The organism is Cyclobacterium sp. 10D3-21 (genome assembly GCF_055809755.1).
In genome coordinates, this window is record NZ_CM147924.1 from 6,543,950 (window position 1) to 6,558,795 (window position 14,846).

9 protein-coding genes are annotated in these 14,846 nt (G+C 37.6%); 1 reads left to right on the top strand and 8 read right to left on the bottom strand.

Annotation, left to right across the window (positions count from 1 at the left end; genetic code table 11):
• Positions 1–7 precede the first annotated feature (7 nt).
• Both AC0L7T_RS25530 and AC0L7T_RS25535 read right to left on the bottom strand, forming a co-directional pair.
• Entirely contained in the window at positions 8–1,090 is a 1,083-nt protein-coding gene (locus tag AC0L7T_RS25530; RefSeq protein WP_473339403.1) for a Wzz/FepE/Etk N-terminal domain-containing protein, read from the bottom strand.
• Positions 1,091–1,092: 2 nt separating this feature from the next.
• Positions 1,093–3,711 carry an SLBB domain-containing protein gene (locus AC0L7T_RS25535; RefSeq protein ID WP_473339405.1) on the bottom strand — a complete coding sequence of 873 codons (2,619 nt, stop codon included), beginning with the start codon at positions 3,709–3,711 and terminating at the stop codon, positions 1,093–1,095.
• Positions 3,712–4,673: 962 nt separating this feature from the next.
• Between AC0L7T_RS25535 and gldB the strand changes: the two genes are divergently transcribed.
• Entirely contained in the window at positions 4,674–5,681 is a 1,008-nt protein-coding gene (gene gldB / locus AC0L7T_RS25540) for a gliding motility lipoprotein GldB (protein ID WP_473339407.1), read from the top strand.
• A 23-nt stretch (positions 5,682–5,704) separates the two neighbouring features.
• Here the strand turns inward: gldB and AC0L7T_RS25545 are convergent, their stop codons facing one another.
• From AC0L7T_RS25545 to AC0L7T_RS25570, 6 genes are all read right to left on the bottom strand, one after another.
• Complete coding sequence (locus AC0L7T_RS25545; RefSeq protein WP_473339410.1) at positions 5,705–6,907, bottom strand: glycosyltransferase family 4 protein; 1,203 nt, start codon at positions 6,905–6,907, stop codon at positions 5,705–5,707.
• On the bottom strand, positions 6,904–8,709 hold the full coding sequence (asnB, locus tag AC0L7T_RS25550) for an asparagine synthase (glutamine-hydrolyzing) (protein ID WP_473339412.1): 1,806 nt from the start codon (positions 8,707–8,709) through the stop codon (positions 6,904–6,906). The genes AC0L7T_RS25545 and asnB overlap by 4 nt, the downstream gene beginning before the upstream one ends.
• Complete coding sequence (gene nth, locus AC0L7T_RS25555; RefSeq protein ID WP_473339413.1) at positions 8,709–9,398, bottom strand: endonuclease III; 690 nt, start codon at positions 9,396–9,398, stop codon at positions 8,709–8,711. The genes asnB and nth overlap by 1 nt, the downstream gene beginning before the upstream one ends.
• A gap of 378 nt (positions 9,399–9,776) precedes the next feature.
• Complete coding sequence (locus AC0L7T_RS25560) at positions 9,777–10,010, bottom strand: hypothetical protein (protein WP_473339414.1); 234 nt, start codon at positions 10,008–10,010, stop codon at positions 9,777–9,779.
• Positions 9,985–10,587, bottom strand: coding sequence for an RNA polymerase sigma factor (locus AC0L7T_RS25565; protein WP_473339416.1), 603 nt, complete (start codon positions 10,585–10,587; stop codon positions 9,985–9,987). Before AC0L7T_RS25565 ends, AC0L7T_RS25560 begins: the two co-directional genes overlap by 26 nt.
• A gap of 261 nt (positions 10,588–10,848) precedes the next feature.
• Positions 10,849–14,811, bottom strand: a complete 3,963-nt coding sequence (locus AC0L7T_RS25570) for a hypothetical protein (protein WP_473339418.1) — start codon at positions 14,809–14,811, stop codon at positions 10,849–10,851.
• Positions 14,812–14,846: the final 35 nt, after the last annotated feature.

Below are 14,846 nucleotides of genomic sequence, written 5' to 3' on the forward strand. Positions count from 1 at the left end.
GTAGGACTCATGGTTTGAGATGTGTCACATATAATGTGTTTAAATATATCCAAACAAAACCCATCAAAAAGAATACAAACACCCCCAAGACGATTCCCGTTTTTAATTTTATTTCAACTCTCTCAAGTGGATATCGAGGCTGATCAATAATCTGGATCAAAGGAGTATTATTTCTATTGTTAATTTTAGAGATCTCTAAATTTTTTACAATTTCTTCATACACAGCAGCTGAGGCTTGAATATCAACCTGAATGCTTTTAGAAGCTACCATCCCTTCTTTAAGCAATGGGTTTGGATTGGGAACCTTGTCCTGAAAAATTGCCAAAGCTTTAATTTTGGTGTCTAAAACTTTTCTTACACTATCCGACTGATGTTGTAATACACGGACATTTTCCGTTGTTTTCTTTGTCTTTGCTTTAAGGTAAAATTCATTGACAGTTGCTACCAGATTTTCATTGAAGCTTTTTGAAAATGCCTGGTCTTTACTGGCTACCGTCACTTTGATTATATTGAGTTTTCGATCTGGCTTGTCAACTGATAAGTTTCGATCTTTTATCACCTCCACGACTTCTTTCAATACACTGTCCTGCTGAATAGTGAAGCGGGAACGAGGCAACGAAAAATCAAGTGCACTGAAATCAACCTCATCTTCCCATTTCTTATCAAGTTTGTTAAAGGAAATGTACCGCTCAATCAGCAATTCACCAGTACTTTCATTAGACACAGAATCAAAAGGTCTTAACAAGGTCTTGGATAACATGGATTCTGATTTATAGAGCTCCATAATATTGTCTCCTTTAAACAGTCCACTTTCTCCCCCCATCGCACCTAGATTAATCCCAAGCATAGAGGCTAATCCTGAAATATTCCCCATTCCCCCCATATCAGATTGTTCCAGTACAAAGGTTGTGTCAGCATGATAAACAGGCTTTTTAAGCAGAGAGACAAGCCCCCCTAAAATGGCCCCTACTACCACAAAGACCAGTAATGTTTTCCACCTTTTCTTGTAAATATTGAACCAGCTTTGTAAGCGAAGAACCAGCTCTTTGAAAGTGATTTTATCATCCAATATGTGTCGGTTTTCCTCCATAATTAATTCCAAATCTGAGTAATAACCAAAGCCAAAGTAGCCAGACCAGTAGTAATTCCTACAAAATCACCAGGTCTAATTGGTATCCGTGGACCTTTGGTAGGAACAATAATTTCAGATCCAGGTTCAACCTTTGGGTAGGCATTAAAGAAAATATAATTCTTGGTTCTTGCTACTTCACCATTGGCATATACTACATAAGTACTTTTTCTTTTTGCCCTTACATTAAAGCCCCCTGCCCTATTGATGTAATAATTCAATCCCCTAAATTCTTCATGCCTGATGGTGGTTGGATAGATGACATCTCCTCTCAACCTCACCGTTTGTAACTCTCTAGGAACGCTTAATATATCACCTTCCTCTAAAATCAAATCGTATTTAGAGCCTGGGTTTTTCATTATGGCTTCAAGGTCAATGGCTACTGCTTCAGTTTCCCTTAATTGAATCGGATTAATCCCGTCCCTGGAAGCAGAAATGTCATTTAAAAGCCTCTCTCTGGCCTCTATTACAGCTTGGTCTAGCTCAACTTCTACAGAATCATTCCTTCCAAAAAGGTATTGATTTATTCGATCAATCATTTGTTTTTGAGATTCAGTAGGTTCCATATTGTCTCTATTTAACCTTTCCAGAAGATTAAGTAAGTTGTTATTACTTCTAACCTTCTCCGATTGATTTTTGAAAAACTCGGTTCTCCTTATCAATGTTGCACCTTTTGGGTAGGCAAAATCAGTAAGCCCGCCCGAGCGTAAAATCAAACTAGAAATCCGCTCTTCCGCTTGCCTAATGGCAAAATTCCCAGGGGCCTGGACCTGCCCATCAATTTTCACCATTCTTTCAAAGCTGAAATTTGTCTTCCTTCTTACCGTCAAATGATCGAATGGAAGTAGTGCCTGAGGATTATCAGAAAGCCCAAGGTCTTCCCCCATCTCAACGGGGATTATCTCTGCGTACTCCCTGCCACCCTGATCAGTTGCTCTTCTGGCGATTTCAATGTCCCCTTTCGATGCAGATTCTTTAAGCCCTCCAGCCATAAGTATAAGGTCTTCCGGAGTCATGTCTTCGGCGTATGCATAAGTACCAGGCACCAATACTTCCCCACTAACCTTCACATACGTTTCTTCCTTAATTTCATAAATTGAAGGGACATGGATCACATCCTCCCTAATAATAGGAATGTCAGCAGAATTTCCTTTCATTATTTCCCCAAGATCTACCTGTATCATACGAGTACTCAGGTCTTCCTTGGTCCTTAAAATAGTTACTCTTTTTGAAAATGCTTCCCCTCTCAGACCTTCAGACTTTTCAATAAGCTTGGTGAGGGTCAGCCCTTGCTCAAAAGCATAATTTCCAGGCCTATAAACAGCACCCTTCACTTGTACCCTGTTGGTATACCTATCCAAAATTTCTCCCACTTTATAATGATCTCCACCTTTTACCAGAAACATTGAAAACTGATCATGGTAAACATCCGAAACAGCTTTTTCTTTAGCGGTCATTCTTGTAACACCAACTTTTTCCTGAAAAGCCTTGTCGGTAAATCCTCCAGCAAATTTAAGTACATCAGCAAAAGTCTCATTGTCCTTTACTTCAAATATCTTGGGGCGCTTTACCGCTCCTTCCATACTCACTCTAGCTAAATAAGGTGGCACTAAAATGATATCCTGGTCCTGCAAGGTCACATTTACACCCGGATCACCATAAATTAAAAAGTCATAAAGATCGATTTCAGCAATTGCTTTTTGATTTCGGATCAACTTTACATTCCGCATACTCCCATTGACATTTGGGCCTCCTGCAGCATACAAGGCATTGAAAACATTGCTAAAAGCACTCAGCGTAAAAGTCCCCGGTAACCTGACTTCTCCCACCAAATTGACTTTTATGGTCCTGACATTGCCAAGATTAACCTGTAAAAAGGTATTGGGATTACTGCCTTTTAAACCTGTGTAGAATGCTGATAATCTATTTCTAATCACCTTCGTGGCTTCGTCGAGCGAAAACCCAGAAACACTTATAGGCCCTATATTTTCCAATACAATTTGGCCTTCAGGGGTAACGGACGTTTGGTAATAGGTTTCCGATTGTCCATAAATATCAATGTTTACTTCGTCACCAGGTCCTAAAATGTAGTTTCTCGGTGTAGCAAGATTTAAGTTTGGCTCAAAGGTCAGTCTTCTCGTCTTATTGTAAAAAAGATCCATTCCATAATAGGGCAGTTTATCCGTGGACATATTATCCAAATCTACCTGAGGAGGAATTATCCCCTGGGTAATTTCATTGAATCCTAATTGCCTTCTTGGGCTTCTGGAATTAGTCTTTGATGCATTTCCAGCACCATAACTATCCATTATCACCATCCCACTCAATCTATCCTTTAGCTTTTCAATTTCTGAACTAGGCACCCCTCTTAATTGAGCCATCTGCAACAATTCAGCTTCTGAAAGGCCCGCTTGAGTAGCTCTTTCAACCAATTGCTGCAGTTGTTGATCACTTAAATCATCAACATTTATTGAGGAAATGTCTTCTAACGATTGAGGAAATGCATTAAAAGACAACATGACCATAAGAAAAAACATCAAATATTGGAACCTACAACGGTTCTCAGGTCTTGGAGAAATCATATCTAATTTTTTGTTGATAGCCATACAGCTTCGCCACATTACTCACACCTTTACCTGACATGAATAATTAGGTTATTCATAATTCTAACCATAAAGCAACTGTAAAGATAATTAATCCTTTCTTTAAGGGACAACGTTTGCCTATTAAAGGCAAAATAATAAATACAATTTAATTCTTTGTCAAGGCTGCGAAATTGACCCTTGAAATTATTTTTTTCTCAACAAACAATCATTGAACTGTTTAAGGTTTGCCGGTAGGTTTAGAAATAAGCCCGTTACAACTGGACATCGGTAATGGCAATAACTTTATAAAGCTATAACTAATTGAAAAGAGTCGATAAACCCTATCGGAAAGTCCTGGCTTACTTCAGGTTTACTTGATCAATACTAGGTGAATAGTTTAAATGAAATAATATTATACATCAAATTGATATTCAGTTAATAAACGCTCCGAAATTTATTAAGAGCAACACTTAACCGTAAAAAAAGCATGGACCAATTGACCCATGCTTTTACAAATATCCTTTTATTAAAAATTATGGCAACATCACTTGTCAATCACATGAATGACACCGTTTGTAGCGTGAACATTCAACAAATCTGTATTTAGATTTGCCACTTAAATTTTTAAATCATTCAATTGAAGGAAAGCTGCATCTGTAGCAGCAAAAACTGTCAAATTATCGTCCATCCCGCACTTAAACCAACAGCCATTCGAAGTCCTTTACTTAGCTGTCCTATTTTAAAAAACATAGGTTTGCGCTCTAATTTGTCACCGGTTTCTCAAAAAAATGAGGTTGACGTGAATGAAAATTAAATCCTATTTCAATTTACCTCGTCTATTGTAGCATCAGAACTAAAACATTTTGTTACCCCTCATTTACCAACCAAAATTTTCACCTTCATCAATGATGTCTCTCAATTGTTGAACAAATTAAGCGCTATTGCCTAACTTTACATGCATGAAACGATTCAAATTTTTAATGACCGTTCTATTACTCATCACCCTCCAATTTGGATGTAACCATTCCAATGAGGATTGTGAGATCCCATCGGGTTACAAGGAAAATATTGTCTCCATAGACATCCTTAGAATGGAGGATTTATATTTCGGAAATCTTACCAAAGAAAAAATGATATCGAACCTGGAATCCTATCCAGAATTCGCAACAGCAATGTTTTCCAACATGGGTTTGGAGAACCAGGATCAACTGGCGGAGGAACTACTTTTAATTCACCAGGACAGTGGAATGGTTGAGTTGTATCAGGAAGTAAAAGCTTATTATGCAGACATTAGTGATATCAAAAATGACTTGGAAAATGCTTTTGCAGGGATAAAATTCCATTACCCCAATTATAAGATTCCAGCTGTTTATACTTTTGTTAGCGGCTTTGGGAGCGACCTTATCGTCAGCGAGGATGTAATAGTGATAGGGTTGGACTATTTTCTACCAAATGATCATAAATTCCAGCCAGTTGACTTGCCGAATTATATACTAAAAAGGTACAACGAAGATCATCTTGTCCCAACAGTGGTTACAGCCATCTCTTCTCAGTTTAATGAAACGAAACTTACTGACCGTAGCCTACTCGCTGAAATGATCTATTATGGGAAATCCTATTATTTCACTAAAACGATTCTGCCCTGCACCCCAGATGAATTCATTATTGGGTACGAAACAGAAGAAATCCTTGGCAGCTATGCCAATGAAGAAATGATTTGGGGTCATTTTATTGAAAATGAATTGCTGTTTGAAACCAATCCATTTGAAATTAGAAAATATACCGGGGAAGCACCATTTACGGATGTTATCAGTCCTGATGCACCGGGAAGAATTGGAAGATGGTTAGGCTGGAATATCGTGGATGATTACCAGAACAATAATGACTTAAGCCTTACAGAGGTGATGAAGCAAGATGATGCGAGATTAATTTTTAAAAATTCAGGGTATAAGCCCAGGAGACTATAAATTAAATCAATGGTTTTTTCGCATTATTTAGGTAAGGCTGAATTTAAAGGCTCATGTTCCAAAACCAATAAGGCAAGCAACTTTTGTTGTGCATCGGTTATATCAAAATTATTTTCTGCGATTTCCCGTGATTTTTGTCCCATTTGATAAAGAAGAAGGGGCTTTTTCTCTAATTTTTCCAGCTCCTGTATCAATAATTTTACATCCGTATTATCGTGAATAAAGCCTATTCTTTCTTTTAAAATAAGTTCATAGATCCAACCTTTAAAGTTTACAATGACTGGCAAGCCCATTGCCAAAGCATCAAAAAATTTATTAGGGCTGCTGCTTTCTAGTGCTTTTAAAGGAAGAAAAGAAATATACGCCAGGTCAGCATTTTCCAATTGCTTTTTGACGGCAGTTTTGGTGCCGAAGGGAATAAAATATACATTGGATAACTCCGTTTGGTAGGCTTTATCCCTCAATCTTTTAAGTGCATTTCCTTTACCCATCAATTCAAAACGCCAGTTTTTACCTAATTTCTTGGCTTCATAAGCCAATTCCAAGAACTGATCAAGCCCATTGACTTCTCCAATAGCCCCAGAATATAAAAGCGTAAGTGGCTCCTCGGTGAAATTTCGGTTTTCAAGTGTTTTAACTTTTGGCTTAAAGAAGATATTGTCGGAAAAATTAGGGATTAATTCTACCCTCTTTTTAGAGAAACGGGTATTAATATAGTTTTGAATTCCCGGAGAAAGTGACACAATTTTATCAGCCTCTTGGTAAATTTTAGACTCCATTCGGTAAAGTAGCTTTTTGACAATCGGATTTCTGATTTTCAAAACTTGAATAGGGGCTTCAGGCCACAGATCCCTAACTTCAAAAACGAAGGGTATACCCAAAGTTTTTTTCGCCCAAATACCAATCCATCCAGTAGTGAGCGGAGTAGAAGAAATGTAAAATAAATCAGGAGACTGCAATGTTGCTATTAATCTCTGGGCTTGTTTATAAAAGCGGTAAAATGCCAGCAGTCTTTCCCATGAAGAGAATTCAGTCCGATAGGGTACCGGAAGGTAATGCACTTTCACTCCCCCATCTTCACATAGTTTGTAAGCTTTTTCATTGTGAGCAGTAATTAGCTCCACCGTAACCCCCTCCTTCGCTAGACCTTGAGAGAGATGATAGGATCTCACTGCTCCCCCTTGGTCTGGTCTAAGGTAATATTGATGGATATAAATTATTCTCATTGGATATTTTTATTGATCCACTCTGAAAGTAGAAACACATTAAATAAAAGCAAATAATGGGTTTGAATATGGTTTTCAGGATATTTTAATAGTGGTTGCCATTCTTTGGAAACCAAGTCCCCATACTTGTTTCCAAAATTAATAATCGCTGAACTCAATTTACTTCTAAAACCAGAATGATGGAGAAACCATTCCCTTATAGGTAGCCCAAAACCGGATTTTTCCCTTTTAGCAATGTTCCCAAGTCCCTCGGCTATCAAAATTTCTTTTATCCAGGATTTAGGTGTGGTATTAATTGACAATTCATTGCTCATTTCCTTGCTCAAAGTTATCAATGGCCAATCTAGAAATGGCGCACGTCCTTCAATCCCATGAGCCATGCATGCATTGTCATGAATTTTCAACAAATCATGTACCAGATACATCTCTTGATCATAGGCCAATGCCTTTTTAAAGTCACCGCCTAACTTAGGATAAAGGTCTTCCAAAACCCTCCCCAGTTTATCAGGAACAGGAGTAAGCGCCGCGAAATTAATAAAAGTACGACCAGGATTCTCATGAACACCCTTCAAAAACTTCTTCTGACTCCTACTTAAAAAAGGAGCATTTTGCATGAATTGGGACATACCACGCCATAAATGTGGCCTTTTAAGGTACGTTTTAAAAGCGACATGCCTATTGTATCCGCCAAACAACTCATCTGCACCGACGCCACTAACCAGTACTTTCACACTCTTCTTGGCTTCCCTGGCAATTAGCCATGTCAAATAACTCGCACTGTCTCCTACAGGCTGATCCAGTTGAGAAATGTATTCTTCCCATGTTTGCAAAAAAATCTCAGGTCCTATTTTAATTTCCTGATTACCTCCACCACATTTCCGGGCCAAGCTGGCAGCAAAGTCAGCATCACTGTTTGTGCTCCGATAAGGCGATTCAAAACCAATGGTATAGGTTGGCAATGGAATCCCCGTTTCTTTGTACCAAATATGATACAAAAGCGAACTATCGGCACCTCCACTTAGCACCATTCCCAAAGGCACTTCCGCAGTAAAATGTTTCAAAACTGCTTCCGTCAGGCATTGTTTAAAGATTGTTTGATTTGGCGCTTGTTTTTTTGGGCCATTGGGTACATTTATGGAGATTTTTGACACCTCTTTTTTATTCCCATCTAGTCCAAATACTGCTATTTGTCCAGGCAATAATTCTTTGACACGCTTAAAAAATGAAGCCGAAGGCATGGCAGTTCTCAGATACCAATAAGGCAGCACCTGATCGGAATCAAGGTTTGCTTCAATCTTACCGGAACGGATAAGACAAAGTGCTTCAGAAGAACAAATTAACTTATTATTATGATGGTAATAATACAGGGACTTCATCCCCACGGGATCCCTTACCAACAGAATCTCATTTTTTTTGAGGTCGACAAAGACGAAAGCAAACATTCCCTCAAGTTGGTGGATGCCTGCTTTTCCTTTATGGAGCAACCATTGAAACAAAACTTCTCCATCAGAATGTGTTTTAAAAATCACTCCCTCGCTGAGGAGTTGATTTTTCAACTCTTGAAAATTGTAAAGAAAGCCATTCCATGACAAAAAAGCACTTTTATCCTTATTGGTAATGGGCAAATTGGCCGCATCCCTTGAATCCATGATTTTTAAGCGATTGGATGCAAGAAATATCCCGTTGGTGATTTTGATAATTTCGCTGTGATCAGGCCCCCGATGCGTACAACTTTCGACCATATTGGTGATAGCAACCTCATCTGTAGCAGATGTGTCCACCAATAAATGTACCCCACACATTATTTGGTAGGCAGTTTTTTATTGGACACCTGCTCAAATTCTATTTGGACTCGGTTTTTTTCATAATACCGGCAAATATTTTTAATACCACATTCATTGCATTTAGGTTTTCGGGCCAGACACACATACCTGCCATGTAAAATTAACCAGTGATGCGCTTTATGAATTACCTCTTTGGGTAGATGACGAATCAGATCTTTTTCAACTTCCAAAGGAGTTTTGGCTTTTTGGGCAACTAGACCAAGCCTCTTTGAAACCCTAAACACATGGGTGTCTACGGCCATATTTGGTTGATTCCAAACTACACTTGTTATGACATTGGCGGTTTTTCTTCCTACTCCAGGAAGTTTAATAAGCTCATCGACTGTGCTTGGGACTTCACCGTTAAAATCATCTACTAGCATTTTACCCAAACCCAAAAGGTGTTTGGTTTTGTTATTCGGATAAGAAACCGTTTTAATATAGGGGTATAATTGATCAAAATCACTTGCTGCTAAATACTCAGGACCGGGAAAATCTCTAAAAAGTGCTGGAGTTACCAGGTTTATCCGTTTATCAGTGCATTGAGCACTTAATACAACCGCCACCAACAATTGAAAAGTGGATTCAAACTTTAATTCAGTTTCAGCCACAGGCATGTTTTCTGAAAAATATTCAACAAATGCCTTATAACGTTCTTTTTTTAACATGACAGTTATTTGCTTTAATACCCAAATTGCCTAATCGGGAATCCGTTTCTAAAAAGGAAGGGTGAATTTCAGACCTTTGAATTGATCTGTTTATAAATTAAATGAACCCGAAACATGCATTAGAAAATCTATCACCTTCTGAATCTGAATAATTCGAAGACGATCATAATTAATCACGGAACACTTCAGGACCAATCGATATTGATCATTTATGACTGAAAATAGCACCGCTTCTTATTCACTTGCTAAGGTCTTTATTTTTTTTAGTATTGACAATACTAAATTTGATACAATATACCTATCCGGATGGAACAGGATTATAGTAAAAAAAAAATCCTGTCGTTCTGGTGAAACGACAGGAAAATACTGTTGTTGGTGTTATACTTTTTCCAGTCCTTTGGACCGTGCCTTTTTCTTAATGGCGTTAATAATGCTATCGGAAGGTTCGATCAGGACAATGTCCAATTTTTCAATTGTGCTAAGCAAATCGATGTATTCCTGCATTAGCTTTTGGTCATCTTGCAAGAGTTGCACCAATTGATCATTCTCCTCTTCCTCCATTTCCTGATAAATATACCTTATCAGGTCATTTGTCGTAAAAGATTTGGTCATAGGCAATATTTATTTGTTTGAGTTTCTTTCGTAAATTGATAAGGGCATATCGCATTCTTCCCAAGGCTGTATTTATGCTAACTCCAGTCTGTTCTGCAATTTCCTGGAAGCTTAAATCCATATAATGCCTCATGATCAATACTTGTTTCTGGCTCTCCGGCAATTCCTCAATCAACTGCCTGACCAAGGCATACGTCTCCTCCTTTACCTTCATATCCTCTACATTCTGTTCGGCAAAATGTAGGGTATTAAAAACATTTGACCCATCTTCCATCACCACCATAGGATAGCGTTTCATTTTTCTAAAATGATCAATAGCTAAATTGTGCGCTATCCGCATTAACCATGGCTGGAATTTACCTTCTTCATTATAGCGATCAGAGTTGAGTGTTTGGACGACTTTTACAAATACGTCTTGTAACAGATCCTCAGCTACACCTTGCTCTTTTACTATCATCAAAATTGTAGTATAGACTTTGGTCTTGTATTTATCAACCAACCTTTCAAAGGCTATCTCACTACCATTCCTATATTGTGAAATTAATTCACTGTCTTTAGGTCCTACCCTTATACTCATAAAACAGATATTTAAATAACGTAGAGTTTTATCCCATATTGTAGATTTTGCAGTCAATGATTAATAACTTCCTTCTCAAATGTATAGAATCGGTCCAGAATTCGCAATATTTTTGTACTTTTTTATAATAAATAGCACCATAAAAAACAGAAGACAGAAGAATATACCTTTTGTTAAAAAAAGCACCAAACACTCTATTGCAATATTATGCGATTTCTCAGAATGTAACAATTAAAGTACCAAAATTACTGAAATTGAAATTTACTGATTTTCAGTTGGCGTGTTTTTTCCAAACCCTTTTGCCAAAATGCTATAAATAGTCCCTGAAACACCCAGGAAACCTGTTATATAGGCCGATGTTTCATTTAGAATATTGGGGTCATAAAAACTTATCAATGCAATGCATATCAAAACAAAACTAAATACTGCTGCTTGAATCATTCTCGCATTTCCAGATTTACTTTCATCTTGCTTGAATCGGGCTACTTCTTCATCACTTATAAAAACGCAAACAAAATTCCTGAAGCTATCAGAAAACAAAACCAAACTGTCCATTCCAGGGCTCATCTTTACCAATCCTTTTTGGATTAAGGCCGTCATTGTTTCTTTATTGAAAAAGTTAATAAACCCTTCTTTGGCATAGTTATAAACCATTTTCTTTTCCTTCAGGCTTAACTCTGCCCAGATGTTCATATAGTAAGCTTTATTGTAGCGTTGGATAGACAATACGCATTTTTCATATCTCTCCTGGGACAAGGGCATGTCCAGTTTATCCCTTGAGATCTCTTCTGTTATAAGAGATGCGATGGCATTGGCATTGGGGCCATATTCAATTTCTCTTGCTAATCCATTTGTTTTTTCATCATTAAACAGTTGACTCCTCATTCTTAAATCAAAATTTATTTTGGCTTTTTCATCTAAGAATTTTAAGCCATCACCTAAATAAGGAAGCGTAATTTTTTTATTTTCAAAATCTATTGGTACATATTGAAAAAGGTATTCTGAAAAAATTTCTGTAATCAACAACCGCGATTGCTTGGGGATATTACCAGGTAAAATTTCCTGAAGTGGCCTTCCAGAGGTAACAAATAATCTTAATTTACCCTCACAATATTTTTTTTGAAAAGCCAACATGGTATTCAAAAGCATCTCCACATCTCCAAGGCAGTGAAAGTTTTCCAGGATCACTCCCTTGTGCGCTGGCATCACTTCCGGCATTTCCAATTCCTTCCCATCGAATAGTCTTACCATCAGTATTTCCTTGGATTTCCATCCAAACTGTTTTAATATCCACTCTTTGGACTTGGAAGCATCTACACCTATAATAAAGCTGTTTTTTTGTTTTTCCGCATCCTTAGGCAAAAGATCAAAAGCATTTGTGAAATGATAATCAATAAGGTAAATTTTATTACCCAAAACCATAATCATTTTAAACAACCAAATGAGTACCACCAGCAAAATCAATAAAAAAAATATATTTGATCGAATCGTTTCCCAAAGCCCAATACCTTGACTGAGTTTCCCGAAGGTTATACTCGGGGTGGTGTTAAAGGCTTCAATTAACGCCTGCTGAGGAGCTGCTATAAAATTGGTGATCAGTTCATCATCCTGATTGGAAAATCTCCCGAAATTATTTCTTCTGAATTCTTCATGGGCTTTTATTAAACTTACGTAGCTCTCTGGTAAAGAAACATCTTGCACTTCTGACCCAATTTCGCCTTTACTTACATATTCCCATATAATTTTCTCCTGGTTAAATATTTGGCGGTGAATAAAATAACCTGGCAAAAATCCAACAATCACCAACCATAAAAGAAGGTTAATGGCGAAAACGCGCTTATCTACTGCAGAACCTGTTAATCTTGTCCAAAAATCAGTAAATCTTCGATGCATTTTAAAAAGCACCCTGGTTTTGTTCCACTGACTGAAGCGAATGGTTGGGAATTTTTGTGTCTGGTAGAGGTAAAAACACAAAACCTGCATGCCTGCCATCACCAATAAAAAGACAAGCGTGAATATAAAATAAATTGATCCACTATGGCTTAAGAAAGAGAGGTATCCCAATAAAACCGCCATAAAGGCCCATAATAGGATTACCATTATTAAAAATGCATTAATGTTTTTCTTGGCGCCATCTTTCCCTATGGTAGCGAGAAGAAGGAAATTACATGTTCCCGACTGAATGGCAAAAAGTGAGGACCAAAGGAATATTTTAAATATACTTAATGGTAAGAAAAGATAGATGACAAGGAAGAGTATTATATCTAGCAAAAGAATACTATTGAGCCATAGAAACCTAAGCCTCTTTCTTGGAGAGGGGCTATACCATGCAAATGAAAAATCTTCAAAGGCAAGGTAAATACTTGATTTACGGGTCACCAAGGTCAATAGTCCCAATAAGGCCAAAATCAATAGATAGGGGCCAAAAACAGCTATCCCTTCGAGGGAAGCCAGGGAATGCAAAGCATGTTGCAGATTCGTATCTTCCAGGTATAGCACCCAATTTCCCGAAACAAATGAGGCAGAAGAGATAGGGCTTAACAATGCCTGGTACTCATGCCCATTGACATAAATGGGTGTTTTCCAAATCTTTTCATCACCCGCATTTTTATTATTGGCAACTAAGGTTCGGATTTCTTGCCATTTTTCCTCTCCTATCCCCTGATTGAGATTATCAATGGGAATATTCACCTTTTCACTTATCAATAAAACCTTGCCATCCGGTTTAAATATAAAAAACCTATGGTGCCTGCTAATTTTAGGCACCAGCGAATCCAGATGAAAAGTCAGGGCATAGCCTTGTTCACCAATCTTTTTACTAATCACCCCTTCTAGTTCTCCTGTCGACTTAGAGGAATGTGCACTAATAAAATAGCCCTGCTCTGGTTCTAAATTTCGGAGTTCTTTAACATAGTCTCTATTTGCGATGGAAACAAAGGGGAAATTACCAAAATCAATAGGGCCTTCGAAAGAAGACATTTGCGGGATCAACATTTTAAGGATGTTCCCCTCTAAATCAAACTCTAAAAATTCATTGACATCTTGCTCTTCATGGTGTGCATCCTCTGGTTGATTGGTATGGATCTGCCCGGTTTCAATTTCATCCTTAAAAATTTCTAGCCCTTCTATTAATTGTTGAATTTCTGAATTGAAAGCATATTTTACATTTTGGAGGTTGTTTTCAGAAGTGTGCTCATTATCGTAGTTCTGAAACAAGGAAAAGAAAAAGAAACCTAAAATCACCATCACCAGGATCAATGATAAGCCCAGACCCATCACTCTTTTTTTGGTCAAAACATCTCCGTCCCCTAGATTAAAGATACTGATGATTGGAATGGAGACAAAAATCAAGATCAAAAGCGTTAGAAAAGCACTCAGGACTTTGAAATTTATTTTTAGTGCCACACTTTCAAACCCCGACTTATCCTTTGCCCCAAGTAAATAAAAAACTTGATTTCCAATCACTGCCGGGGAGAGAAAACCTTTGTATTCTTTACCTGACACCAGTAAATCTAACTCCCGCTCACCTACAGACTGTTCATGGCTTAAAGAATCCACATTTACAACGGGTAATCCTGCCAGGTCTCTTGGGTATATTGCAGTCCCTGTTTGGTCCAAAATAAAAAGCCTGTCAAAAAACAAACTTTGGACATTCCCTACCATTAAATCGTTTACCGAAACTGAATGGTCTATTTCAAATGCTCTTCCGGACAGCGTATCTTGTGTAAGTGAATTGCCTAGCTTATTATTGATTTTTATCCTTAGCGAGTCATAGTTTAATTCAGGTAGTTCCCCATTTTTTGTTTTATCATTTAGGAAAAACCGGAAACCTTTGACATAGATCAGGTAAGAGGTATCCCTTTGTATAAGTGAAATACCATCATCAGCAAACATTTGTGGCTCCGGTTTAAGGTCATCCTTAAAATTTTGAATTTTTTCTATGCCAAATTTGGGATGTGTATCAATCATCCCAACCATTCGGGAAGCAGCCTCTTTCCCCTCTTCCATGCCCCAGGTATAGAAATTCCTCTTAAAATAACCCTCCAGTTGGACATGATAATTATAAAAGGAATCCAGAAAATTATGCTTGGCAAGGAATATTGCTTTGATACCCTGCGATTCAAGCTGACTTTGGTTGGTTTTTGAATGTTGGTACAGATAGGCACCTATTAACAGCATGATACCGAAAATGAATATCCAAATGCGTAGGTCCCTAAATTTCATTGGAAAAGTAGTTATTAAATAAAATTAAAATAATA

What these genes read in the sequence shown, in the direction of transcription:
- AC0L7T_RS25545 (WP_473339410.1), bottom strand. Translation starts at nt 6,907, where the DNA reads ATGAGAATAATTTATATCCATCAATATTACCTTAGACCAGACCAAGGG.
- AC0L7T_RS25570 (WP_473339418.1), bottom strand. Translation starts at nt 14,811, where the DNA reads ATGAAATTTAGGGACCTACGCATTTGGATATTCATTTTCGGTATCATG.
- gldB (WP_473339407.1), top strand. Translation starts at nt 4,674, where the DNA reads ATGAAACGATTCAAATTTTTAATGACCGTTCTATTACTCATCACCCTC.
- AC0L7T_RS25560 (WP_473339414.1), bottom strand. Translation starts at nt 10,010, where the DNA reads ATGACCAAATCTTTTACGACAAATGACCTGATAAGGTATATTTATCAG.
- AC0L7T_RS25530 (WP_473339403.1), bottom strand. Translation starts at nt 1,090, where the DNA reads ATGGAGGAAAACCGACACATATTGGATGATAAAATCACTTTCAAAGAG.
- asnB (WP_473339412.1), bottom strand. Translation starts at nt 8,709, where the DNA reads ATGTGTGGGGTACATTTATTGGTGGACACATCTGCTACAGATGAGGTT.
- nth (WP_473339413.1), bottom strand. Translation starts at nt 9,398, where the DNA reads ATGTTAAAAAAAGAACGTTATAAGGCATTTGTTGAATATTTTTCAGAA.
- AC0L7T_RS25535 (WP_473339405.1), bottom strand. Translation starts at nt 3,711, where the DNA reads ATGATTTCTCCAAGACCTGAGAACCGTTGTAGGTTCCAATATTTGATG.
- AC0L7T_RS25565 (WP_473339416.1), bottom strand. Translation starts at nt 10,587, where the DNA reads ATGAGTATAAGGGTAGGACCTAAAGACAGTGAATTAATTTCACAATAT.